This is a genomic window from Amycolatopsis sp. NBC_00438 (assembly GCF_036026695.1).
Lineage (GTDB): Bacteria > Actinomycetota > Actinomycetes > Mycobacteriales > Pseudonocardiaceae > Amycolatopsis.
The window spans coordinates 5,616,257-5,639,495 of sequence record NZ_CP107923.1; the positions used below are offsets into that span (position 1 = coordinate 5,616,257).

The following is a 23,239-nucleotide window of genomic DNA, read 5'->3' on the forward strand; positions in this document are numbered from 1 at the left end:
CGGCTTCCGCCACACGAAAGGAACCCCGTGATCGAGACGCGCAGGCCCGCGACGGCCGAGCAGACCGAGGTGTGGCTCGCCATGCAGCGGGAACCGGAGTCCGCCCGGTTCACCATCCCGCTGGACCTCGAGTTCACCCCCGGCGTCGACGTCGCGGCGTTGCGGATCGCGCTCGGCGACCTCGTCGAGCGGCATCCGAACCTGCGCAGCGCGTTCGTCGCCGACGGCAGTGAGCTGGTGCAGGTGGTGCACCACCGCCCGCCCGTCCCGTTCGTCGAGCACCGGCGTCCCGGCCGCTACGACCGGGCCGCGGCGCTGGAGTGGGCCGCGGCGATCGCCGCCCAGCCGTTCGACCTCGGTTCCGCGCCGCTGGTGCGGGGCACGCTCCTGCACGCCGACGACGGCGCGTTGTTCGTGCTGGCCGTGCACCACGTCGTGTCCGACGGCTGGTCGCAGGGCATCGTGGCGCGGGACCTGGTGCACGCCTACCGGGAGCGCGTCGCCGGGCGGCTGCCGTGGGACGCGCCGCTGGCGATCGCCGAGTCCGCCGAGTCCGCTGAGTCCACTGAGTCCACTGATTCCACTGTGGAGGTTCCCGACAGCGAGCTGACCGCGTACTGGTCGGGGCTGCTGGCCGACCAGCCGCCGTCGCTCGCGCCGATCGCGGACCGCAACCGGCCCGGCTCGGTGCCGGGCCCGGCCGGTTTCCGCGAGGCCGTGCTGACCGAGGACGTCCTCGAGCGCGTCCGCGCGGTGGCCCGGGAGCGGCTGGCCTCGCCCGCAACGGTCGTGCTGAGCGCGTGGCTGACCCTGCTGCACGCGTGGAGCGCCGGCGCGGACGGCACCACCGGCATGCTGTTCGCGTCGCGCACGCCCGACGACGAAGAGCGCGTCGACCTGCTGGCCCGGGTACTGCCGGTCCGCAGCAGGCTCGACTTCACCGAGTCCTTCGGCACGCTGGTCGACCGCGTGCGCGACCAGGTGCTCGACTCGCTCGAGCACTCGGCCGTCCCGTCCGCGCGGCTGCGCGACATCCGCCGCGACGGCGGCGCGTCCCTCATCGACAACAGCGTCTTCATGTACTTCCCGGAGCAGGAGCTGTCCTGGACCGAAGGCGACACGACGATCCGGGTCGTCGAACACGAGACCACCGCGGGGAAGTACGACCTGTCGCTGGCGGCGTTGGAAGGCGAGGCGCACATCCGGCTGCGCGTCGACCACGACACGCTGGTGTACCGCGACAGCACCGCCGAAGTGCTGCTGGCCCAGCTCGTCAAGCTCCTCACCGACGCCGTCGCCGATCCCGGCGCGACCTGCGGCGCGCTCGTCGCCGCCTGCGACCCGTTCGTGCCCGCCCGTCCGGTGACGGAGACCGCGCCGGTGAACCGGGTGCTGCTGCACGACATGGTGCGCCGCCAAGCCGAGCTGCGCCCGGACGCCGTGGCCGTGCGCTACCACGACGAAGTCCTCACCTACGCCGGCCTCGTCGCGCGCGCCGGCGCCGTCGCGAACTGGCTGCGTGCCGAAGGGCTCGGCGCCGAGTCGCTCGTGGCGCTGCTGCTGCCGCCGGGCCCGGCGTCGGTCGTGTTCTGGCTGGGCACGCTCATGGCGGGCGCGGCCTACCTCCCGCTCGACCCGGCCTACCCCGACGCCCAGCTGCAGATGGTGATCGACGACGCCCGGCCGCGGCTGGTCGTCGGCGCGCCCGGGTTCGTCGAGCGCGTGCGGCTGCCGAAGTGCCCGATCTACCTCGTCGACGAGGCCCTGGCCGAGGCCGCGCGCCACCCGGGCACCCCGCCGGAGGTGGCGATCGACCCGGCGACGGCGTTCAACGTGCTCTACACGTCCGGGTCCACGGGCCGGCCGAAGGGCGTCGTCTGGCCGCACGCCGGGTTCATCCGGCTGCTCGACCGCCCCGACTTCGTGCCGCTGCACCACACCGACGTCGTCTCCCAGCTCTCGCCGCTGAACTTCGACGGCGCGACCTACGAGGTCTGGGGCGCCCTCACCCACGGCGCCGAGCTGGTGATCTTCGACAAGGAGCTGACGCTGAGCCCGCCGGAGCTGCGGACGGCGTTCCGCGAGCGCGGGATCACCACGCTGATCGTGTCGTCGCCGCTGCTCAACCGGCTGATCGAGGACGTGCCGGACCTGTTCCCCGGCCTGCGCCGGGTGTACTTCGGCGGCGAGATCGTGTCGGTGCCGCACCTGGAGAAGGCGCTGCGCTGGAGCGCGCCGGGCACGATGCTGCACAGTTACGGGCCGACGGAGAACTCGTTCACCACGACGTGGACGCCGATCACGGAGATCGAGGAGAACGCGCGAACGCTGTCGATCGGCCGGGTCGTCCCGGAGACCGACGGTTACGTCGTGTTCGACCACACCACGATGCGCCAGGCGCCCCGGGGGGTGCCGGGTGAGCTGCTGCTGGGCGGCACCGGCGTCACGCGCGGCTACCTCGGCAACCCGCGCGAGACGGCGCGGCGGTTCATCCCCGACCCCTATTCGGGGGTGCCCGGCGCGCGGCTGTACCGCACGGGCGACCGGGTGCGCTGGCTGCCGGACGGCCGGCTGGAGTTCATCGGCCGCAACGACAACCAGGTCAAGATCCGCAGCCAGCGCGTCGAGCTGGGCGAGGTCGAGTCGGCCCTCGCCGCGCACGCGTCGGTCGAGGCGGCGTTCGTGACGGTGTGCTTGAACAGCCGCAAGGAGAAGGAGATCGCGGCGTACGTCGTGCTCGGCGCGGGCGGCACGGTCGAGGAGCTGCGCCGGCACGCGCGGGAGGTGCTGCCGGTGTTCGCGGTGCCGCGGTACCTGGTTCCGCTGGACCGGATGCCGTTGACGCCGAACGGAAAGATCGACCGGCGCCGGCTGCCCGAGGCGGCCGACGCTCCCGCCGCTCCCGCTCGTGTTCCCGCTCCGGCCGCGGCCGCCGTGGTTCCGGCGGCCGAGTCCACTGTGGACCTGGTACGGGCGGCGTGGGCGGAGCTGCTGGAGCACGACACGTTCGCGATGGACGACAACTTCTTCGACGTCGGCGGCCATTCACTGATCCTGGTGAAGCTGCAGGCGAATCTGAGGTCGCGGTTCACGACAGCCCCGTCGATCGGCGAACTGCTGCGGCACACGACGGTACGGGCACAGGTGGCGCTGCTGGCGAACGTCACGCCGGTGGATCGCCCGGCCACGGCCGTCTCCTCCGCTGGCGCGCCGGCGTCCACCACTCCCGCGACTCTCGTATCGAGCGGCGCTCAGCGGGAATCCGCAGCTGCCCCGGCCGCCGCCGCGGAGGTCCCGGCTGAGTCGGCGCCCGGCGGCGCTCAGGCTGTCGGCGCAGCCGCATCCGAGCCGGCGGCTGGCGGCGCTCAGGTCGTCGGCGCAGCCGCATCCGAGGCGGCGACCGGCGGCAGCCAGGTCATCGCAGTCTCAACGGCGTCCGAGCCGGCGACCGGCGGCAGCCAGGTCATCGCCGTGTCGGCGGCGTCCGAGGCGGCGCTGGCCGAGGCCCGGCGGCGGCTGGCCGACCACCTGACCACGGCCCCCGACGTCGACCTCGCGCAGGTCGCGGCCACCCTGGACCGCGGCCGCGAACGCTTCCCGCACCGGTTCGCCGTCGTGGCCACCGACCCCGCCACCGCGGCGGCCGCCCTGCGCGCCGGCGCGCTGAGCACCGGCCCGGTGGCGGCCGGCGTGGTCGACCGCACCCGGCCCGTCCGGCTGGTGTTCGCGTTCGGCGCCGGCGCGGGCTCGTCGGCCCGGACGTTCGCCGCCCAGCACGCGCTCGTCACACAGCTCACCGGCCACGGCGCGGCACCCGATGTCGTGACGGGCTCCGGAGCAGGTCACCTGACAGCGGCCGTAGCCGCCGGAGTCCTGACCCACGCCGACGGCCTGCGCCTGGCCACGGCACTCGACAACCCCGGCACGCTCGCCGCGGCGCTCGAGGCGGTCACGTTCACGCCTCCCGCCGTCGCCCTGGCCGCCCCGGACGGCGTCACCCCGGCGGGCCGCCCCCTCGACGCCCGGCTGTGGGCCAAGCACCTCACCTACCCGGCCGAGGCGACGGAACTGCTGGCCACCGCAACAGGCGGCCGCCCGGCAGTGGTCGTCGACCTGGGCGGCGACGAGTTCCTGGCCGCGGCGTCCACCCGCCCGGAACTGACGGCCGTGTCGAGCACCGGTCCGACGGCTCTGGCCCAGCTCTGGTGCAGCGGCGTCGAGATCAGGCTGACCGACCCCCGGACCGGGCGAGTTCGCCTCCCGGGCTACCCGTTCGCCCGCCCCGGCACCACAACCCCGGCGGCGACCCCGTCCGCAGAGCGCGTCCGCGCGACGCTGACTGCGGCTTGGCAAAACCTCGCCGGCGAACAGGACACGTTCCCCCCGGACCGCGTACCGCAGCTGCACCACCGCCTGCGGCTGGCCTTCGACCGGGTCCCGGACACGACGGCCCTGTCGGCAGCCGAGGACTTCGACGGCCTCGCGAACCTGCTCACGGAAACCGTGACGGCGTTGACTCCCACCGTGCTGCCCCTCGACTGATCCCGCGCAGTCGTTCGTGAGTGTTCAGGGCGGTTCTAACCGCCCTGAACACTCACGACCAGGCCGCGGCAGACCGCCTGACCCGCACTAGCCCTGCTCCTCACCGGGCAGGGCGAAGAGCGTCCGCTGGTCCGGGTCCTCCGGCTCCCCGCCCAGGCGCAGGCACTTGCGGCAGCTGACGCCCTGGTGGGTGGGCGTGACCTCGCCGCCCGCGCCGAGGCCTGACCAGCCTTGGTGGCACGCCGGGGCGGGGAGGGTCAGGCTGTTCATCCACGGCACCCAGCTGACCCGGTGGGCGACGCCGGACCGGCCGATGTGCAGGCGCATGCCGGTGAACAGCCGGTGCTGTTCGGCCGCGAAGCGCGCCGGGTCGATGGGCGGGACCGGGAACAGGGGGATCGGCTCGCTCATCCCACCAGTATGCCGTTCGGGCGTACACCGGGAATTCGAGCGGAATCCGGGTACGTTGCCTCCCCTGAAGACTCCGGCCTCGCCGCTGTCCCCCGTGCTCACCGTCACGCCGGCCGCGGCAGGAGGCGGGGGCCTCGCACCCGGCGTCACCCTGCACACCACCGTGTACGGCGAAGGCACCGGCCACAACACCTGGACAGCCACCGTGCAGGTGCAGGCCCGATCCGGCCGCGCTCGGCACCCGGGAACACGCGGCCTCGCTGGTGACGGCGTTGCGCGGCAAGGGTTTCGCGGCGCGCTCGGCCGGCGGGTGCGGGTCGGCTCCAGCTGGGAAGCCCTGCGCTGTAACCGGGCTGACGGCCGTCGGCCGCGACGATCCGCAGCAGCCCCGGCGGTCGAGGCCGACCATCGTGCGCGGGTTGCGCTTGACGCCCCAGCCGTAGACGAACGACGGATCGCCGGGGGTGCACCACGCCGTCCGCGGCCGCGATCCGGCCGTCGCGGACCAGCCACGGGCCGCCGTCGACCACGCCCGCCGGGTGGATCGGCGGGACGCCGTCGAGGATCCGGGCCCGACGCGCAGGTTTCGCGCCCGGCCGCCCGTGCCCGGCCACGCGCCCCTGGTGCTGCCGCGCTAGCGCGGTTCGACCACGCTCCGCACCGCTTCCACCAGCGCCGCCCGGTGCTCCTCGAACCGATCCGGCTCCACCGCCGCGGTCAGCGCCGGCGGCGCGCTCAGCCAGCTCTCCGTCATGCGCAGGACGATCGCGAACAGGTCCGCGGCCGGGAGGTCGGCGCGGATCCGGCCCTCCTTCTGGGCCGCCGTCACCGCGTCGACGCGGGCGCGGAACCGGTCGACCTCGGCGGGGGCCGGCTCGATCTGCTCGAGCGTGCGCCACGTGCCGATCCGCCGGGACGCCGCGTTGGCCAGCATGTAGTCGAACCGCGCGGCCGCGAACGCGCGGAGGTCGCCGTCGGCCATCGGGGCCGCCTCGAAGACGGCCCGGGCCTCCTCCTCCACGACCGCGTCGAACAGCTGGTTCTTGTCGCCGAAGTAGACGTAGATCAGGCGCTTGTTGGCTCCCGCGCGCTCGGCGACGCGGTCGATCCGGCCGCCGGCCAGCCCGTGCTCGGCGAACTCCGCCGTCGCCGCTTCGAGCAGCAGGGCCTTCGTGGCCGCGGCGTCGCGGGGACGGGCGGTGTTCACCAGGCCACCGGGCCCGCGGCGTCGAAGAAGCCACCCGTCGGACCGTCCGGGCCGGCCTGGGCCAGCCGGACCGCGGCTTCGGCGCCCTGCGCGACGGTCTGCGTGCCGCTGTTGTGGTTGAGGTCGGTCTTCGTGTAGCCGGGGTCCACGGCGTTGATCCGGAACCCGGGGAACGCCTTGGCGTACTGCACGGTGACCATGTTCAGCGCGGCCTTGGACGCCGGGTACGAGATCCCCGGGTAGAACGCCGTGAACGAGTCCGGGTTCGCCAGGTCCGCCGTCCGCGACAGGCCGCTGCTCACGTTGACCACCACCGGCGCCGCCGAGCGCCGCAACAGCGGCAGGAACGCGCGGGTGACCCGGACGACCCCGAACACGTTGGTGTCGAACAGGTCCCGCATCTGATCGGCGGTCACGTCGGCGGCGCCGATCACGCCGCCGTCGGACTGCCGGCCCTCGACGCCGGCGTTGTTCACCAGGACGTCCAGTTCCCCGTCGGCCTCGATCGTCTTGACCGCCGTGGCCACCGACGCGTCGTCGGTGACGTCCAGCCGCACGAACCGCGCGCCCAGCCGGCCGGCCGCCTCCCGCCCTCGCTCGGCGTCCCGCGCGCCGACGTACACGGTGTGCCCGGCGGCGACGAGCTGCCGGGCCGTCTCGTAGCCGATGCCCTTGTTCGCACCGGTGACCAACGTTGTCGTCATGCCTGCTCCCGTCCGGTATCTAACTGGATAGTTACAAGATAGGTCCGCTCACGGCCGCACGTCAACGGTCAGTTACTCCGCTCACTCCCCGCGCCGGGAACCCGGATTTCCCCAGTCTTCCGCGGAAATGCTTGACACAACGTCGTCCGACGCATTCGAAATACTTTTCACTTTTCCGCAAAGGCGGGCAACTTGCAGAATTCCCACCCGTTGAAAACCTTGTGAGATACCTTACGGAAACATCGCCGAAACCTTCTTCGCCGCTTAGCGTTGCCGCAGCCAGCCAAGAACGCCGATGAAAGAACAAAAAATGATGAGCACGCGGCAATCCGCACTGACCGTCCACGCGGTACACCTCGGGGTGAAAGTGGCCTCACGCTGGGAAGCCGTGGCCTATCTGGGCGCCGAGCTCGAACGGTCCGGTGCCGCCCACGCCGGTTACGCCGACTCTCTCGCCGCTCGCGAACGACGCTTTTCCACCTATCTCGGACACGGGATCGCCGTCCCTCACGCACTGCACATGCACGACTACCTGCTGGCCGAGGAAGGAATTGTGTTCGCCCGTTTCGCCACGCCCATTCCTTGGGACGACGAAGAGGTTTCGATGTGCCTCGCCGTCGCCGCGACGGCGGACGCCCAGGTGGAAATCCTCTGCCGGCTGACGGCCACGTTCCTCAACTCCGAGCACCTCGACACGCTCGCCACGTCGGCCGACCCCGCCGCGATCGAGCGGATCCTCCAGAGCACCTGATCCCGGCTTCGAGCGCGCGCGGGCCACGGCGTCTGGCACGATCAGGCCGTGGCCCGGACCCGGCGGAAACGCGCGCTCGCGATGGTCGCCGCCCTGCTCACGTTCGCCGCGCTGCTGACGGGGTGCAGCCCCGGCTTCGGGGGCCTGCGGCTGCGGATCGCCGCCGGCAACCCGGGCGGGGTCTACGACACGCTCGCGCAGACCCTCGCCACGGCCTGGCAGTCCGGTCTCGACATCGAGCGGCCGCAGGTGCTGCAGACCCAGGGCTCCCCCGACAACGTCAACAAGGTCCTGGCGGGCGCCGCCGACGTCGGGTTCGTCGCCGCCGACGTCGCGGCCGACACCTACAAGAAGAACCCGGGGCTGACGACGCTCGCCCGGATCCACGACGACTACCTGCACATCGTCGTGCGCACCGACTCCGCCATCCACTCCGTCGCGGACCTGCGCGGCAAGCGGATCGCGATCGGCTTGCCCGCGTCCGGCGTCGAGTACATCGCCAGCCGGCTGCTGCAGGCCGCCGAGCTGAACGGCTCGGTCAGCACAACCACCACACGCGGGCTGGAAGACTCGGTGAAGGCGCTGCTGAACGGCGACGTCGACGCCTTCTTCTGGTCCGGCGGGCTGCCGACGCCGTTGATCGCCGGCCAGAACGACACGAAGTCCCTGCGCCTGCTCGACATCGCCGACCAGATGCCGCGGATGCAGGCCCTCAACCAGGTGTACGGGACCGCGTCCATCCCGGCGAGCATGTACGAGCAGGACCGGCCGGTCACCACGCTGCTGGTGCCGAACTTCCTGGTCGTGCCCAGCTCGATGTCCGACGACGTCGCCGAAGCCCTGGTCCGCGGCCTGTTCGACGCCCGGGCGCAGCTCGCGCGGGCCAATCCGGCGGCCCTGTCGATCGACGTCCACCCGGGCATCGAGACGCAGCCGATCCCGCTGCACCCCGGCGCGCTCCGGTACTACCGCTCGCAGAAGGACTGACGCGCTCAGACGGCCGGGAACGTCATCGTGATCCGCAGGCCGCCACCTTCGGGCAGGTCGAGGGCCAGCTTCCCGTACGAGTGCGCGACGATCTCGCTGACGATCGCCAGGCCGAGCCCCGAACCCGGCACGTTCTGGTGCGCGCTGCTGCGCCAGAACCGGTCGAGCGCCCGGTCGAGCTCGTCGGGCCGCAGGCCGGGGCCGTGGTCGCGGACCGACAGCCGCACCTCGTCGCCGTCGTGGGTGACGCCGATCCGGATCTCGGTGCCGGCGGCGGTGAACTTCAGCGCGTTGTCCAGCAGCGCGTCCAGGATCGTCTCGGCGCCGCGCGGCGGCATCCGCACGCGGACCCCGTCCCCCGAAACGTCCACGACCAGCCGCACATCGCGGGCCTCACCGACCACCGACCAGTCGGCGACCCGCTCGGCGACGGCCTCGTCGAGGTCGAGGGGGTCCAGTTCGCCGCCGGAGGCCTCGGCGCGGGCCATCGACAGCAGGCCGTCGAGGATCTGGTGCAGCCGGCCGGCGTCGATCCGGGCGGCTTCGAGGTCCGCGGCCGCGGGCTCGTCGTCCACGTGGCCTTCGAGGTTCCCGAGCCGGATCTTGAGCGCGGTGAGCGGGTTGCGCAGCTGGTGCGACGCGTCGGCGACGAACACCCGCTGCGCCTCCAGCGCGCCGGACACGCTCTCGGCCATCCGGTCGAAGGAGCGTCCGAGCTGCCGCAGCTCCGGCGGCCCGCCGCCCTCCCCCACCGGTTCGGCGGCCCGCCCGCCGACCACGGACGCGACCAGCGCGCCGGTCGCGTCGTCGAGCCGCTTCACCGGGCGCAGGATCCAGCGGACCACCGGGATCGCCACCGCCAGCGCCAGCACGAACGCGAGCACGCCGCCCGCGGCCAGCAGCAGGAACCACCACAGCACGTCGGTGCGGGAGGCCGTGGTGTCCGAGATCGTCACCACCGCGCCCCGCACCTCGCCGTCGGCCAGCACGGGCTCGGCCAGCACCAGCGGGTCGGTGTTCCACGGCAGCAGCATCCCGCCGGGCTGCGACCGGCGGCCGGCGAGCGCCTCGTGGACCGGGCCGGTGATCCGCGCGGTCCGGAGGTCGATCCGCGCGGCGCCCGGGCCGGGCACGGTGTCGACCGCGGTGCCGTCCTGGTCGAAGACGACCACCTGCACGCCGTACACCTCGGTGTAGCGGCGCAGGTCGGGGTCGATCAGCTGGGGCTTGCCGTCCAGCAGGGGGCGTTGGGCGAGCGAGGCGAACCGGGCGGTGTCGGTCAGCCGGTCGAGGAACAGGTCCTGCTGGGCGCCCGTGGCGATCGTCGCGGCGAGCGGGATGCCGAGGCCGAACACGAGCAACGCCACCAGCGTCAGCACGATGCCCTGCAGCCGGACGCGCACCCGTCAGCTCCGGGCGGCCTGGCCGCCGAGGCGGTAGCCGACCCCGCGCACCGTCTCGATCAGCGCCGGGCGGCCGAGTTTGGTCCGCAGGGTCGCGACGTGGACGTCGAGCGACCGGCTCTCCGCCGGCCCGCGGTGCCCCCACACCTCGGTGAGCACGTGTTCGCGCGAGCAGACGTTGCCGCGCGCGCCCGCCACCAGCGCGAGCACCTGGAACTCCTTGCGGGACAACGCGATCGCCTGCCCGTCGACCAGCACCTCGTGCCGGGACAGGTCGACGCTGACGTCCCCGGCCCGGATCACCACGGGCTCGGCGGGTGTGCTGTGCTCACCGCGCCGGCGGCGGACCGCCTCGACCCGGGCCATCAGCTCTTCGACGTCGTAGGGCTTGACGAGGTAGTCGTCGGCGCCCGCGCGCAGGCCCTGGATCCGGTCGTCGACCTCGCCGCGGGCCGAGACCACGATGATCGCGACGTCGCTGACCGCGCGGATCTGGCGGCACAGCGTCACGCCGTCGATGTCCGGCAGGCCGAGGTCGAGCAGGACGACGTCGACCTCGTGCACCCGCTCCAGCACGCCGGCGCCGGACGCGAGCCGGGCGATCGCCAGGCCACGCCGGGTCAGCGCGGGGATGAGCGCACCCGCGACCCGGTCGTCGTCCTCCACCAGCAGTACCCGCACCCCGTCCGCCTCCCGCGTGACCTGCTTCACCCCAGCCGGTAGCGAAACTCTAGGACGTCGCCCCGGCGGGCGCACCGGACACCCGGTCGGTGACTCTCCGTGATTTCGGCTCGACTAAAGTCACGAAGGCATCAATACTCGCCAAAAGGACATCGATACCCACTTGAAACCCTAAGTATTGGTCAAGCGGCCTTGCCAACCGTGAGGGCGGCGGTAGGTTTCCGCCATCGCGTGGTGACCCACACCCACTTGCCGGTACGAAACAGCTCTGGAGGCCAGATGACCGCGGAGGTGGCGGCGCCGATGATCAAGGCGTCCGCCGTGAACAAGTACTTCGGCGACCTGCACGTGCTCAGGGAGATCACGCTCGAGGTGCCTCGCGGCCAGGTCGTGGTGGTGCTGGGCCCCTCGGGGTCCGGCAAGTCGACGCTCTGCCGGGCCATCAACCGGCTCGAGCCCATCAACTCGGGCGAGATCGCCGTCGACGGCACGGCGCTGCCGGCGGAGGGCAAGGCGCTCGCCGCCCTGCGCGCCGACGTCGGCATGGTGTTCCAGTCGTTCAACCTGTTCGCGCACAAGACCATCGTCGAGAACGTGATGCTGGCGCCGACGAAGGTCCGCAAGACCTCGAAGGACGAAGCCCGCAAAACGGCGATGGAGCTGCTGGAGCGCGTCGGGATCGCCAACCAGGCGGACAAGTACCCGGCGCAGCTCTCGGGTGGCCAGCAGCAGCGCGTCGCCATCGCGCGGGCGCTGGCGATGCGGCCCAAGGTCATGCTGTTCGACGAGCCGACCTCGGCGCTGGACCCGGAGATGGTCCAGGAGGTCCTGGACGTGATGACCGGGCTGGCCAAGGACGGCATGACGATGCTGGTCGTCACGCACGAGATGGGCTTCGCCCGCCGGGCAGCCGATCGGGTGATCTTCATGGCCGACGGCGAAATCGTCGAGGACACGACGCCGGAAGAGTTCTTCACCGCGCCGAAGAGCGAGCGCGCGAAGGACTTCCTCGGCAAGATCCTGACCCACTGACAACACTGACACCACAACTGAGAACTTTTCCTCCGGCCACCGCCGGACGAGATTCGGAAGGAAACCTGAGAGACGATGCGGTTTAGTCGAGTTCTGCAGACGGGTGCGGTCGTCATGGCCGCCGGTCTGGCCCTGACGGCCTGCGGCGGCGGGTCCGGCAGCAGCGGCGCGAGCGGCGACAAGAACCTGGTCCAGCGGGCCAAGGACAACAAGAAGCTGACCATCGGCATCAAGTTCGACCAGCCGGGCCTCGGCCTGAAGAAGCCGGACGGCACCTACGCCGGCTTCGACGTCGACGTCGCGAAGTACATCGCGAAGCAGCTCGGTGTCGAAGAGTCGGGGATCACCTGGAAGGAAGCGCAGTCCGCGCAGCGCGAGGACCTGATCAAGAAGGGTGAGGTCGACTTCATCGTCGCCACCTACTCGATCACCGACAAGCGCAAGAACGACGTCTCCTTCGGCGGCCCGTACTTCATCGCGCACCAGGATCTGCTGGTCCGGTCGGACAACACGGACATCACCGGCCCCGAGTCGCTGACCGGCAACAAGAAGCTCTGCTCGGTCAAGGGCTCGACCCCGGCACAGAACGTGAAGACGAAGTACGCCAAGGAGGTGCAGCTGCAGGAGGTGGGCAAGTACACCGACTGCGTGACCTCGCTCCTGAACGGCAGCGTCGACGCGATGACCACCGACGACGTCATCCTGGCGGGCTACGCGGCCCAGCAGCCGGGCAAGCTGAAGCTGGTCGGCAAGGGCTTCACCGACGAGAACTACGGCGTCGGCCTGAAGAAGGACGACGCCGACGGCAAGGCCGCGGTCAACAAGGCCATCCAGGCGATGGAGCAGGACGGTTCCTGGGAGAAGTCGCTGCAGACCAACGTCGGCCCGTCGGGCTACAAGATCCCGGCCGTGCCGGCGATCGCGCCCTGACCCTCATCCGAAGTTGAACGGTGCGCCGCGAGCCGCGGCGCACCGTTCCCGTTCCGAGGCCAGGTTGGACAACAGTGTTCGATTTCCTCAGCAATCCTGACTACAACCTCGTCGACGCGTTCTGGACGACGATCCAGCTGACGTTCTTCTCGGCGATCGGCGCGCTGATCTGGGGCACGATCCTCGTGGGCATGCGGGTCAGCCCGGTGCCGATCATGCGCGGGTTCGCCACGGTGTACGTCAACATCTTCCGGAACACCCCGCTGACGGTGATCATCATCTTCACCTCGCTGGGTCTTTCGTCCACCCTGGGCATCAACCTGGCCGCGTCCGACTCGCCCACCTCGCTGGCCGACAACGCGTTCCGGCTGGCCGTGCTGGGCTTCATCGTCTACACCGCGACCTTCGTGTGCGAATCGCTGCGGTCGGGCATCAACACCGTCCCGGTCGGCCAGGCCGAGGCGGCGCGGGCCCTGGGGCTCAACTTCGTGCAGGTGCTGGGCCTGATCGTGCTGCCCCAGGCGTTCCGCGCGGTGATCGCGCCGCTGGCGAACGTCCTGATCGCGCTGCTGAAGAACACCACCGTCGCCTCGGTGATCGGCGTCGCGGAGGCGTCGCTGCTGATGTCGACGATGGTGGAGAACGAGTCCGACTCGCTGTTCTCCGTCTTCATCCTGTTCGCCCTGGTGTTCGTCGTGCTGGTCCTGCCACTCGGCCTGCTGCTCGGCTGGGTCGCCAAGAAAGCCGAGGTCAAGCGATGAGCACGCAGTCCGTCCTGTACGACGTCCCCGGTCCGAAGGCCCGCACCCGCAACTGGCTGTACTCGGTGCTGTTCGTGCTGATCCTGCTGGCCGTGGCGTACTTCGTCTACGACCGCTTCAACGAGAAGGGCCAGTGGGCGGGCGCGCTCTGGAAGCCCTTCGTCGAAGGGACGACCTGGTCCCAGTTCCTGCTGCCGGGCCTGGTGAAGACCCTCGAGGCGGCCGGGCTGTCCATCGTGATCGCGCTGCCGATCGGAGCCCTGCTGGGCATCGGGCGGCTGTCCGAGCACAAGTGGGTGCGGGTCCCGGTCGGCGCCGTGGTCGAGTTCTTCCGGGCCATCCCGGTACTGCTGCTGATGGTGTTCGGTGCGTCGCTGTACGCCTACTACACCGACATCAGCCCGGACACCCGCCCTCTGTTCGCCGCGGTCACGGGCCTGGTGCTCTACAACGGCTCGGTGTTGGCGGAGGTGTTCCGGGCGGGCATCCTGTCGCTGCCGAAGGGGCAGACGGAGGCGTCGTCGGCCCTCGGCCTGCGCAAGACCCAGACGATGGTCAGCGTCCTGCTCCCCCAGGCCGTCACGCTGATGCTCCCGGCGCTGGTCAGCCAGCTGGTGGTCATCCTCAAGGACACGGCGCTCGCCGGCCAGCTGACGATCGGCTACGACGAGCTGATCCGCGGTTCGGGACCGATCACCGGCAACTTCAACAACACGATCCCGACGCTGATCGTCATCGCGATCATCTTCATCGCGCTCAACCTGCTCCTGTCGTGGTTCGCTTCGTGGCTGGAGCGGAAGCTGTCGCGCCGGAAGAAGGCGCCGCGCGGCGCCAAGCCGTTGGAAGGGCCGCCGTCCGTCGTGACGGCGACCGACTTCAACACCGGCCGCGCGGTCTGACCTCGGATCACCGGAAGCGGGCAGGTGCGGAACTCCGCGCCTGCCCGCTTTTCGTTTCCCCCGATCGGCTGAGCCGGAGGGTTGTCGTACTCGGGGGTCACCCCTAGCGTCGGGTGCATGGGTGTCGCTCTGGTGACCGGAAGTTCCCGAGGGCTGGGCCGTGTGATCGCGCGGCGGCTGGCCCGCGACGGGTTCGCGGTGGCGGTGAACGCGCTGCACGACGACCCGGACCTGAAGGTCGCCGCCGAGGAGGTCCTCGCCGAGGGTGGCAAGGCCGCCGCCTTCGCCGCCGACGTGACCGACCGGCGCCAGGTCGGCGAGCTGGTCGACGCGGTGACGGCGCTGCTCGGCCCGATCGACGTCCTGGTCCTCAACGCGACCGGCCCGCAGCCGGACGGCCTGGTGTCCGAAGTGGACTGGCCGGAGCACCTGGCCGAACTCGACTTCTTCGTGCGCTCGCCGGTGCTGCTCGGCCACGCGGTGCTGCCGGGGATGCGGTCGCGGGGCCACGGCCGGATCGTGCACGTCGATTCGGAGCAGGCGGACCGTGCGCCGGTCGGCCGCTCGGCGTACGCGACGGCGAAGGCGGCCCAGGTCGGCCTGGCCCGCGCGTGGGCGCGCGAACTCGCCCCGGACGGCATCACGGTCAACACGGTGGCCCCGGGCTTCATCCCGGTGGAACGGCACGCGGACGTCCCGGAAGCCGAGCGCGAGGCCTACCGCGCCTCGGTCCCGGTGGGCCGTCTGGGCACGCCGGACGATGTGGCCGCGGCGGTGAGCTTCTTCGCCTCGAAGGACGCGGGCTTCATCACGGGCCAGCGCCTCCGGGTCGACGGCGGCCGCGCCCTCGGCTGAGCCGCAGCGGCTTCGCGGTGCTCACGAACGGATACGACGAGCGCACCCGCTTCCGCCGCCCGGCAAGGCGGTTCATCACCGGTCGACGGAGGTCCTGTCACGCGCTCGGTCGAGCTGCAGCACCGTCAGCACCCCGAGGACCAGCAGCAAGGCCAGCGTCAGCGCCGACCACATCGCGACGTGCAGCTGCAACATCCCGCCCGCGAACGCGCCCACCAGCATCGCCGCCACCGCCGCCACCTTGCGCAGCGGGTGGGACCCCGGGCCGCCGGCGGCTTTCGAGTCCGCCGCGAAGCCCGTCAGCGTCATCGTCAGCACCGTGGTCGTCAGGTCGGGGGCGCCGATGCGGCGGACCGCCGCGTTCTGCAGGCCCATCGCCACGCCCAGCACCACGATCAGCAGCTCGCTGCCCGGCCGGGTGCCGCTGCCGAGCGTCGCCGACAGCACCACGGCAATCGCGACCAGTAGCGCCTGGGCGGCCGTCGCCTGGCGCAGCACGTCGTGGTCCTCGTCGGCGCGCGCCAGCCGCCCGCCCGCGAGCGCGCCGGCCAGGAACGCCGCCACCGCCGTCAGCGACGCCACCACCGACAACGTCGTCTCGCCCGCCGCCGCGAACCCGAGGAACACCACGTTGCCGGTCATGTTCGCCACGAACACGCGGCCCAGCCCGAGGAAGCTGACCGCGTCGACCACCCCGGTCACGACGGTCAGCGTCAGCAGCGGCACCGCCAGGTCCCGCGGTTTCGTCTCAGCCATGCGGGCAGTCAACCACCCGGCGCGTGAACGCGCGGTCGCCGAGCGCGTCCGTGCTGTCGACGAACTGGTCGATCGCCCCGATGGGGGACGCCGGCCCGGCGTACAGCGCTTCGGCGAACCGCTTCGCGTGGATCACCCGGAACGGCCGGTCGAAGAACCCGCTCACCCGCGGCTCGATCGGCGCGGTGAGCCCGAGCGCGTTGTGCACCTCGGCGACGGTCTCGTACGCCGTCACGAGGTGCCGCTCCCGCTCCCGCCAGGTCGTCGAGGCGAGCGCGGCGGTGAGCGGCGGCGTGAGCGTGCCGGCGACCGGCAGCCGCGCGAAGGCGCTGCCGAGCCACTTGCCGTACGGCGGGTACCGGCGCGCCATCAGCAGGCACAGCCGCATCAGGTCCCGCACGAGCCGCGCCGCGACGACGGCCGAACCCAGCTCGTCCCCGGCCTCCCCGCACCGGCCGACGAACGGCTCCTCCTGCTCGATCCGCCGCCACTGGCACGCGAGGACGTACCGCCAGACGTCGTCCGGGTACCAGGCGACGTTGCGCCGCAGCGCCTCGAGCCCGAGGTCGTCGTGGAACACCGCGCCGCCGGTGAACTCGGCGAAGACCTGCGTCGGCGTGGCGAGCCAGTCGCGCCGCTCCGGCCGGCGCGGGTCGAAACCGAGCGCGCCGCGCGGCCAGTCCTCGAGCGTGGCGACGATCAGCTTCGTGGGGTGGCCGAGAAAGCCCGCCGGGACGTCCAGGTCGCGCACGCGCGGCAGGAACAGCTGGACGCGCGCGGTCCAGTCGTGGTCGGCCGAGCGTGCGGTGTCGAAGCCGAGGACCTCGGAACCGGGGCCGAGCAGGGCGGCGCTGTGGGGCTCGTTCGCGAGCAGCGGGCGCACTTCGCCGACGTAGAAGCGGCGTGCGAGTTCGATTCCGGAAAGGAACGTCATGACGTCATTCTGGCTTACTAACGTGCGAAGCGCGCTTCATTGTGCGAAGCTGCTTCGCAGCGCTTCGCGGGCGAAACCTGTTGTCGCATAGGCAGAACACCCCACATCCCTTCCGGTGAATCCCCGCGCGGCACGCGACATTTTGTCGGTGGTTGCCTTTAACGTGCGAGCATGACCGAAAAGAGCACGGTGCGCACACGGGAGATGGGCATCGAGTTGAAGGCCCAGCGCGAGGCGAAGCAGATGTCGCTGCGCGAACTGGCCCGGCGCGCGGACTGGTCGGCGTCGAAGGTGTCCGGCTGGGAGAACGGCCGCCGCATCTCCCCGATCGACGCGGCGATCTACCTGGCCAACTGCGGAACCAAGGCCCCGGAACGGAACAGGTTGCTGGAACTGACAAAACCCCCGAGTGACCTCTACTGGGTGCGGCCGTACTTCAGCGAGCTCGTCGATCCCGCGAAGTCCCTCATCGTCCAGGAGAACCTGGCGACCCGGGTGATCTCGAACAGCCCCACGGCGCTGCCCGGCATGCTCCAGACCGAGGACTACGTCCGCACCCTCTACGAGATGTCCGGCCGGTACACCACCGACCGGCTGCAACTGCTGATCCAGGCGAGAATGGACCGGCAACGGCTGCTGCAGCGGACGAACCCGCCGGACTGCCTGTACTTCGTCCACGAGCACACCCTGCGCTCGATCCTGCGCGATCCCGCCCTGATGCACGAACAACTGCAGTCCCTCGTGCTCGCCACCAACCTGCCCCACTGCACCATCCGGGTCGTGCCCGCGTCGGCGCCGCCGTACCACCTGGTCGGCAGCCGGTTCACCATCATGGAGTTCGCCGAGCACCCCGCCGTGGCCTACGAGGAAACCTTCGCCGCCGGGCTGTTCATCGACGATCGGGTCGCCGTCGAAGGCTTCTACATCCTGCGCACCCGGCTGGAGCAGGTGGCCTTGTCCGAACGCGAGTCGCGCGAGTTCCTGATCCGGCTGACCGAGGAGTTCGATCTCATGACGGGCTGACCCACCACCGGCCTCGCCCCCGTCCCCGTCATTCCCTTGCGCCGACAGCCTTTCCGTCGTGCCAGACCGCCCGGACCCGTCCCGGCAGGTCGGTCACGTCGAGGTCCGTGCCGTCCAGCAGCACCAGGTCGGCCCGCAAACCCGGCTCGACGCGGCCGCGGTCGTCGTCGAGGCGCAAGAGCCTCGCGGCTTCGCTGGTGGCCGCCTTCAAGGCCGCCGCGTCGCCGAGGACCGCGGCCAGCAACCGCAGTTCGGTCGTCAAGTCGACATGGGGTCGTGGGGCGAGGTCCGAGCCCGCGGCGATCCGGACGCCCGCCTCGGCGGCGAGGCGCACCGACCGGCGGTGGTCCGCGGCGAACTCGCCGTCGTGGTTCGGCACCAGCGTCGGCACGTACCAGGCGTTCCCCAGCGCCGCAACGGCTTCGTCGTCCAGGAAGGTGCCGTGCTCGACACTCCGCACCCCCGCGCGGGCCGCCGAGACCACGGCGACGGACGTGTGCGCGTGGGCCAGGACGTCCCGCCCGCACCGGCGAGCCTCGTCGACCAGCGCGACGAGTTCTTCGTCGGTCGGGCGGACGTCCACGCCCGCGCGGACCGCCCGCATCGCACCGCTCGCGCCGACCTTGATCCAGTCCGCGCCGGCACGCACCATCCGGCGGACCGCCGCACGCGCCGCGTCCGGCCCGTCGTACAGCGGGTCCGGCAGTGACGGGTCGCCGAAGTGGTCGACAGCGCCCGCGGGCGGCTCCCAGCTGTCCCCGAGGCCGCCGGTCGGGCTGAGCTGGCGGAGGCTGATCAGCAGGTCCGGGCCGGTGATCCAGCCTTCCCGCAACGCGTGTCGCATGCCGGCGTCCGCGCCCCAGGCGTCGCGGACGGTGGTGATCCCGCGCGCGAGCAGCTTCCGCAGCACGGGCACGGCTTCGAGCACCCGGGCGCTGCGCGGCAACGGCTCGGGCCGCGGGAACGCGACGTGCACGTGACAGTCGATGAGCCCCGGGATCAGCAGCCCGCCCGCGCAGTCGACCCGCCCGTCGCCGTCGAGTCCGGGGCCGACTTCGGTGATCCGGTCACCGTCGAGCCGGACGTCCGCGCGGCTCGTCTCGCCGGTGTCGGGGTCGAGCACCCGCGCGCCGACGAGCAGCGTCATGAGAGTTCCTTGTGGTAGCCGAGAAAATCGCCCGTCGTGGCCGGCGACGGCGCGAGGTGCGGGTAGTCCTCGGCGAGATCGGCGCGGCGGGAAACGCGGTCGTGCCACTCGGCGAGGATCTGCTTCGACGGATGCGTCCACTCACACGGCACCAGCAGTTCGAGCTGCCTCCGGCGGCAGCCCGCGTCCCGGCCGGCCTGTTCGGCGAACCGCACCGGCTCCCGGCCGGTACCGGCACCCCCGCGAACCGTACGAATACCAGCGAGCCCCGTAACGACGCTCGCGAACCGGCTCGGGCCGCTTCGAGAGCGGCCGGCACACGGTTCGCGAGCGTCGAACGGGAAAGCGTCACTGATCCCGGCGGAAGAGCTTGTTGCCCAGCCAGACGATCGGGTCGTACTTGCGGTCGGCCACGCGCTCCTTCATCGGGATGAGCGCGTTGTCGGTGATGTGGATGCCCTCCGGGCAGACCTCGCTGCAGCACTTGGTGATGTTGCAGTAGCCGAGGCCGTGCTCGTCCTGGGCCGCGTCACGCCGGTCGGCGACGTCGAGCGGGTGCATCTCCAGCTCGGCGATCCGCATCAGGTACCGCGGCCCCGCGAAGGACTCCTTGTTCTCCTCGTGGTCGCGCACGACGTGGCAGGTGTTCTGGCACAGGAAGCACTCGATGCACTTGCGGAACTCCTGCGAGCGCTCGACGTCCACCTGCTGCATCCGGTAGTCACCCGGCTTCAGGTCGGCGGGCGGGGTGAACGACGGGATCTCCCGGGCCTTCGTGTAGTTGAACGACACGTCGGTGACCAGGTCGCGGATCACCGGGAACGTCCGCATCGGCGTCACCGTGACGACCTCGTCCTCGGTGAACGTCGACATCCGCGTCATGCACAGCAGCCGCGGCTTGCCGTTGATCTCCGCCGAGCACGAACCGCACTTGCCCGCCTTGCAGTTCCAGCGCACCGCCAGATCCGACGCCTGCGTGGCCTGCAGCCGGTGGATGATGTCGAGGACGACCTCACCCTCGTTCACCTCCACGCTGAAGTCCTGCAGGGCGCCGCCCGTGTCGTCGCCGCGCCAGACCCGGAAACTCGCCTTGTAGCTCATGCTTTGCTCCCGGGGTGCGGCTCCAGTTCGGAGTCGGTGTAGTACTTGCCGAGCTCGCCGAACTCGAACAGCTCCAGCAGGTCCTGCCGCAGCGGCAGCTGCTCCTGCACCACGACACCGATGTCCGGGACGACGGGGTTGTCGCCCTCGCTCGCCGAGCACACGAGCAGCTTGTGACGCCACTCGGGATCCATGCCCGGGTGGTCGTCACGAGTGTGCCCGCCGCGGCTTTCCGTCCGGGTCAGGGCCGCCTTCGCGACGCACTCGCTGACCATCAGCATGTTCCGCAGGTCGATGGCGAGGTGCCAGCCGGGGTTGAACTGCCGGTGCCCCTCGACCGTGACGCGCAGGATCCGCTGCCGCAGCTCGCCCAGTTTCTCCAGCGCCTGCTGGATCTCCCCGGCCTTGCGGATGATGCCGACCAGGTCGTTCATCGACTGCTGCAGCTCGGTGTGCAGGGTGTACGGGTTCTCGGCCGTCGCGCCCTCCGGCGGGTCGAACGGCGCGAGCGCCATCTTCGCCGCGGCGTCCACATCGGACTGCGCGACCACGGGCCGGTCGGTCAGGCCCAGCACGTACTCGGCGGCGCCGAGGCCGGCGCGGCGGCCGAACACCAGCAGGTCCGACAGCGAGTTGCCGCCGAGCCGGTTGGAGCCGTGCATCCCGCCCGAGCACTCGCCGGCGGCGAACAGGCCGGGCACGCTCGCCGCGGCCGTGTCCGGGTCGACCTCGATGCCGCCCATCACGTAGTGGCAGGTCGGGCCGACCTCCATCGCCTCCGCCGTGATGTCGACGTCCGCCAGCTCCTTGAACTGGTGGTACATCGACGGCAGCCGCTTCTTGATCTCCTCGGTCGGCAGCCGGCTGGCGATGTCGAGGAACACGCCGCCGTGCGGGGACCCGCGCCCCTCCTTGACCTCGGAGTTGATCGCGCGGGCCACCTCGTCGCGCGGCAGCAGGTCCGGCGTGCGCCGGTTGTTGTCCGCGTCGGCGTACCAGCGGTCGGCTTCCTCTTCGCTTTCGGCGTACTGGCCCTTGAACACCTCGGGCACGTACTCGAACATGAACCGCTTGCCCTCGGAGTTCTTGAGCACACCGCCGTCACCGCGCACGCCCTCGGTGACGAGGATGCCCTTGACGCTCGGCGGCCAGACCATCCCGGTCGGGTGGAACTGGACGAACTCCATGTTGATCAGCTTCGCGCCCGCCCGCAGCGCCAGCGCGTGGCCGTCGCCGGTGTACTCCCACGAGTTCGACGTCACCTTGAACGACTTGCCGATGCCGCCGGTCGCGAGCACGACCGCCGGCGCGTCGAACAGGATGAACCGGCCGCTTTCCCGCCAGTAGCCGAACGCGCCGGCGATAGCGCCGTCGGCGGTGAGCAGCTCGGTGACCGTGCACTCGGCGAAGACCTTGATCTTCGCCTCGTAGTCCCCGGTCTCGGCGAAGTCCTCCTGCTGCAGCGAAACGATCTTCTGCTGCATCGTGCGGATCAGTTCGAGCCCGGTGCGGTCACCGACGTGCGCCAGCCGCGGGTACGTGTGCCCGCCGAAGTTGCGCTGGCTGATCCGGCCGTCCGCGGTGCGGTCGAACAGGGCGCCGTAGGTCTCGAGCTCCCAGACGCGGTCCGGTGCCTCCTTGGCGTGCAGCTCGGCCATCCGCCAGTTGTTGAGGAACTTCCCGCCACGCATGGTGTCGCGGAAGTGGACCTGCCAGTTGTCGTTCGAGTTCGCGTTGCCCATCGACGCGGCGCAGCCACCTTCGGCCATCACCGTGTGCGCCTTGCCGAACAGGGACTTGCACACGACCGCGACGCGGTAACCGCGTTCGCGCGCTTCGATCACCGCGCGCAGGCCGGCACCACCGGCACCGATCACCACCACGTCGTAGCTGTGCCGTTCGACCTCGGTCATGTAGGGATTCCACCTCGGAAAATGGGGACAGTCTTTGTCGGGAAGGGCGGGGTCGGGAAGGCGCTCAGTTCACGAATCTCAGGTCCGTGATGGCCCCGCTGGCCACGAGCATGACGTAGAAGTCGGTCAGCACCAGCGTGCCGAGCGTCGTCCAGGCCAGCGCCATGTGCCGGGTGTTGAGTTTGGTCACCTGCGTCCAGATCCAGTACCGCACCGGGTGCTTGGAGAAGTGCTTCAGCCTGCCCCCGGTCACGTGCCGGCACGAGTGGCAGGAAAGCGTGTAGGCCCAGAGCAGGACGACGTTGGCGAGCAGGACGACGTTGCCCAGCCCGAAGCCGAAGCCGCCGGTCTTCCCGTGGAACGCCGTGATCGCGTCGTAGGTGTTGACCAGTGAGACGACCAGCGCGACGTAGAAGAAGTAGCGGTGGACGTTCTGGATGATCAGCGGCAGCCGGGTCTCGCCGGTGTACTTCGCCTTCGGTTCCGCGACGGCGCACGCGGGCGGGGAGAACCACACCGCCCGGTAGTAGGCCTTGCGGTAGTAGTAGCAGGTCAGGCGGAACCCGAGCAGGAACGGCAGCACGACGAAGCCGAGGGGGATGAACCCCGGCAGGTCGCCGAACCAGTGGCCGAAGTGGCTCGAGCCCTCGACGCAGGACGTGGACAGGCAGGGTGAGTAGAACGGCGTCAGGTAGTGGTAGTCGGGCACCCAGTAGGCGGTGCGCACGAACGACCGGACCGTCGCGTAGACGATGAAGGCGCCCAGCCCGAGCACGGTGAGCAGGGGCTGGAGCCACCATCGGTCGGTCCGCAGGGTGCGTTCGGCGATCCTGGCCCGCTTCGGGGACCGGACGCCGGTGCCGACGCCGTTGTCAGCCGGAGCGCTCACCGCTGGTCGCGCTTGTAGCCGCCGACACCTTCGTCGTCCGCGCCGTGCCACAGCGCCGGGTCGTACGGCGTGTCGGGAACTTGGACGCGCTCCGCGGCCTTCGCCTGGGTCGGCACGGCGAGCGGCGTGCCGTCGAGATCGGCGGTGTCGATGTCGAGACGCTCCACGTCGTTGGCGAGCCGGCGGACCGCGGAAGCGTCGCCGTACCGAGAGCGCAGTGCGCCGACGCACTGCCTGAGCTGACCGATGGTTCGCCGCAGCTCGGCGATTTCGGAGGTGGACATCATGCCTCCCGGGTGGTGGTGGGGCCGGC

Annotated in this window: 23 protein-coding genes; 10 read left to right on the forward strand and 13 right to left on the reverse strand. The window is 71.0% G+C overall.

The window, feature by feature from the left end:
- Positions 1–27: 27 nt before the first annotated feature.
- Complete coding sequence (locus OG494_RS24745) at positions 28–4,542, forward strand: non-ribosomal peptide synthetase (protein ID WP_328442902.1); 4,515 nt, start codon at positions 28–30, stop codon at positions 4,540–4,542.
- A gap of 87 nt (positions 4,543–4,629) precedes the next feature.
- Here the strand turns inward: OG494_RS24745 and OG494_RS24750 are convergent, their stop codons facing one another.
- Complete coding sequence (locus tag OG494_RS24750; protein WP_328442903.1) at positions 4,630–4,953, reverse strand: hypothetical protein; 324 nt, start codon at positions 4,951–4,953, stop codon at positions 4,630–4,632.
- A 464-nt stretch (positions 4,954–5,417) separates the two neighbouring features.
- On the opposite strand from OG494_RS24750, the gene OG494_RS24755 reads away from it, so the two are divergent.
- On the forward strand, positions 5,418–5,591 hold the full coding sequence (locus OG494_RS24755; protein WP_328442904.1) for a hypothetical protein: 174 nt from the start codon (positions 5,418–5,420) through the stop codon (positions 5,589–5,591).
- Here the strand turns inward: OG494_RS24755 and OG494_RS24760 are convergent.
- Positions 5,588–6,160: a TetR family transcriptional regulator gene (locus tag OG494_RS24760; protein WP_328442905.1), complete on the reverse strand. Its 573-nt coding sequence runs from the start codon at positions 6,158–6,160 to the stop codon at positions 5,588–5,590. The genes OG494_RS24755 and OG494_RS24760 overlap by 4 nt on opposite strands.
- Positions 6,157–6,864 carry an SDR family NAD(P)-dependent oxidoreductase gene (locus tag OG494_RS24765; RefSeq protein WP_328442906.1) on the reverse strand — a complete coding sequence of 236 codons (708 nt, stop codon included), beginning with the start codon at positions 6,862–6,864 and terminating at the stop codon, positions 6,157–6,159. Before OG494_RS24765 ends, OG494_RS24760 begins: the two co-directional genes overlap by 4 nt.
- A 310-nt stretch (positions 6,865–7,174) precedes the next feature.
- Between OG494_RS24765 and OG494_RS24770 the strand changes: the two genes are divergently transcribed.
- The gene (locus OG494_RS24770; protein ID WP_328442907.1) at positions 7,175–7,615 is read left to right on the forward strand and encodes a PTS sugar transporter subunit IIA; all 441 of its coding nucleotides are present in this window, start codon (positions 7,175–7,177) and stop codon (positions 7,613–7,615) included.
- Positions 7,616–7,663: 48 nt separating this feature from the next.
- On the forward strand, positions 7,664–8,602 hold the full coding sequence (locus OG494_RS24775) for a TAXI family TRAP transporter solute-binding subunit (RefSeq protein ID WP_328442908.1): 939 nt from the start codon (positions 7,664–7,666) through the stop codon (positions 8,600–8,602).
- Positions 8,603–8,607: 5 nt separating this feature from the next.
- On the opposite strand, the gene OG494_RS24780 is transcribed toward OG494_RS24775, so the two are convergent.
- Together OG494_RS24780 and OG494_RS24785 are read right to left on the reverse strand one after the other, a co-directional pair.
- The gene (locus OG494_RS24780) at positions 8,608–10,005 is read right to left on the reverse strand and encodes a sensor histidine kinase (RefSeq protein ID WP_328442909.1); all 1,398 of its coding nucleotides are present in this window, start codon (positions 10,003–10,005) and stop codon (positions 8,608–8,610) included.
- 3 nt (positions 10,006–10,008) lie between these two features.
- Positions 10,009–10,686 (reverse strand): response regulator transcription factor, encoded by a 678-nt coding sequence (locus OG494_RS24785; protein WP_328459010.1) that lies wholly within the window; start codon positions 10,684–10,686, stop codon positions 10,009–10,011.
- Between the two features lie 303 nt (positions 10,687–10,989).
- Here OG494_RS24785 and OG494_RS24790 point away from each other — a divergent pair, with 303 nt between their 5' ends.
- The 5 genes from OG494_RS24790 (at position 10,990) to OG494_RS24810 (ending at position 15,163) form a co-directional block, all read left to right on the forward strand.
- Positions 10,990–11,718: an amino acid ABC transporter ATP-binding protein gene (locus OG494_RS24790; protein ID WP_328459011.1), complete on the forward strand. Its 729-nt coding sequence runs from the start codon at positions 10,990–10,992 to the stop codon at positions 11,716–11,718.
- 75 nt (positions 11,719–11,793) lie between these two features.
- Positions 11,794–12,648 carry a glutamate ABC transporter substrate-binding protein gene (locus tag OG494_RS24795; protein WP_328442910.1) on the forward strand — a complete coding sequence of 285 codons (855 nt, stop codon included), beginning with the start codon at positions 11,794–11,796 and terminating at the stop codon, positions 12,646–12,648.
- A gap of 74 nt (positions 12,649–12,722) precedes the next feature.
- Positions 12,723–13,409 carry an amino acid ABC transporter permease gene (locus OG494_RS24800; RefSeq protein ID WP_328442911.1) on the forward strand — a complete coding sequence of 229 codons (687 nt, stop codon included), beginning with the start codon at positions 12,723–12,725 and terminating at the stop codon, positions 13,407–13,409.
- Entirely contained in the window at positions 13,406–14,308 is a 903-nt protein-coding gene (locus OG494_RS24805) for an amino acid ABC transporter permease (protein ID WP_328442912.1), read from the forward strand. The genes OG494_RS24800 and OG494_RS24805 overlap by 4 nt, the downstream gene beginning before the upstream one ends.
- Positions 14,309–14,425: 117 nt before the next feature.
- Entirely contained in the window at positions 14,426–15,163 is a 738-nt protein-coding gene (locus OG494_RS24810) for an SDR family NAD(P)-dependent oxidoreductase (RefSeq protein WP_328442913.1), read from the forward strand.
- A gap of 75 nt (positions 15,164–15,238) precedes the next feature.
- Here the strand turns inward: OG494_RS24810 and OG494_RS24815 are convergent, their stop codons facing one another.
- Both OG494_RS24815 and OG494_RS24820 read right to left on the reverse strand, forming a co-directional pair.
- Complete coding sequence (locus OG494_RS24815) at positions 15,239–15,919, reverse strand: YoaK family protein (RefSeq protein WP_328442914.1); 681 nt, start codon at positions 15,917–15,919, stop codon at positions 15,239–15,241.
- A complete protein-coding gene (locus OG494_RS24820) occupies positions 15,912–16,853 on the reverse strand; it encodes a DUF4037 domain-containing protein (RefSeq protein ID WP_328442915.1) in 942 nt (313 codons plus the stop codon). Before OG494_RS24820 ends, OG494_RS24815 begins: the two co-directional genes overlap by 8 nt.
- A gap of 171 nt (positions 16,854–17,024) precedes the next feature.
- Between OG494_RS24820 and OG494_RS24825 the strand changes: the two genes are divergently transcribed.
- Positions 17,025–17,876: a helix-turn-helix domain-containing protein gene (locus tag OG494_RS24825; protein WP_328442916.1), complete on the forward strand. Its 852-nt coding sequence runs from the start codon at positions 17,025–17,027 to the stop codon at positions 17,874–17,876.
- A 28-nt stretch (positions 17,877–17,904) separates the two neighbouring features.
- Here OG494_RS24825 and OG494_RS24830 read toward each other — a convergent pair whose 3' ends face one another.
- The 6 genes from OG494_RS24830 to OG494_RS24855 form a co-directional block, all read right to left on the reverse strand.
- The gene (locus OG494_RS24830; RefSeq protein ID WP_328442917.1) at positions 17,905–19,023 is read right to left on the reverse strand and encodes an amidohydrolase family protein; all 1,119 of its coding nucleotides are present in this window, start codon (positions 19,021–19,023) and stop codon (positions 17,905–17,907) included.
- On the reverse strand, positions 19,020–19,238 hold the full coding sequence (locus OG494_RS24835; RefSeq protein WP_328442918.1) for a hypothetical protein: 219 nt from the start codon (positions 19,236–19,238) through the stop codon (positions 19,020–19,022). Before OG494_RS24835 ends, OG494_RS24830 begins: the two co-directional genes overlap by 4 nt.
- A gap of 133 nt (positions 19,239–19,371) precedes the next feature.
- Complete coding sequence (locus OG494_RS24840) at positions 19,372–20,124, reverse strand: succinate dehydrogenase/fumarate reductase iron-sulfur subunit (protein ID WP_328442919.1); 753 nt, start codon at positions 20,122–20,124, stop codon at positions 19,372–19,374.
- Positions 20,121–22,037, reverse strand: coding sequence for a fumarate reductase/succinate dehydrogenase flavoprotein subunit (locus tag OG494_RS24845; RefSeq protein ID WP_328442920.1), 1,917 nt, complete (start codon positions 22,035–22,037; stop codon positions 20,121–20,123). The genes OG494_RS24840 and OG494_RS24845 overlap by 4 nt, the downstream gene beginning before the upstream one ends.
- Before the next feature lie 64 nt (positions 22,038–22,101).
- Entirely contained in the window at positions 22,102–22,926 is an 825-nt protein-coding gene (locus tag OG494_RS24850; protein ID WP_328442921.1) for a hypothetical protein, read from the reverse strand.
- Positions 22,923–23,210, reverse strand: coding sequence for a hypothetical protein (locus tag OG494_RS24855; RefSeq protein WP_247063001.1), 288 nt, complete (start codon positions 23,208–23,210; stop codon positions 22,923–22,925). Before OG494_RS24855 ends, OG494_RS24850 begins: the two co-directional genes overlap by 4 nt.
- Positions 23,211–23,239 lie beyond the last annotated feature (29 nt).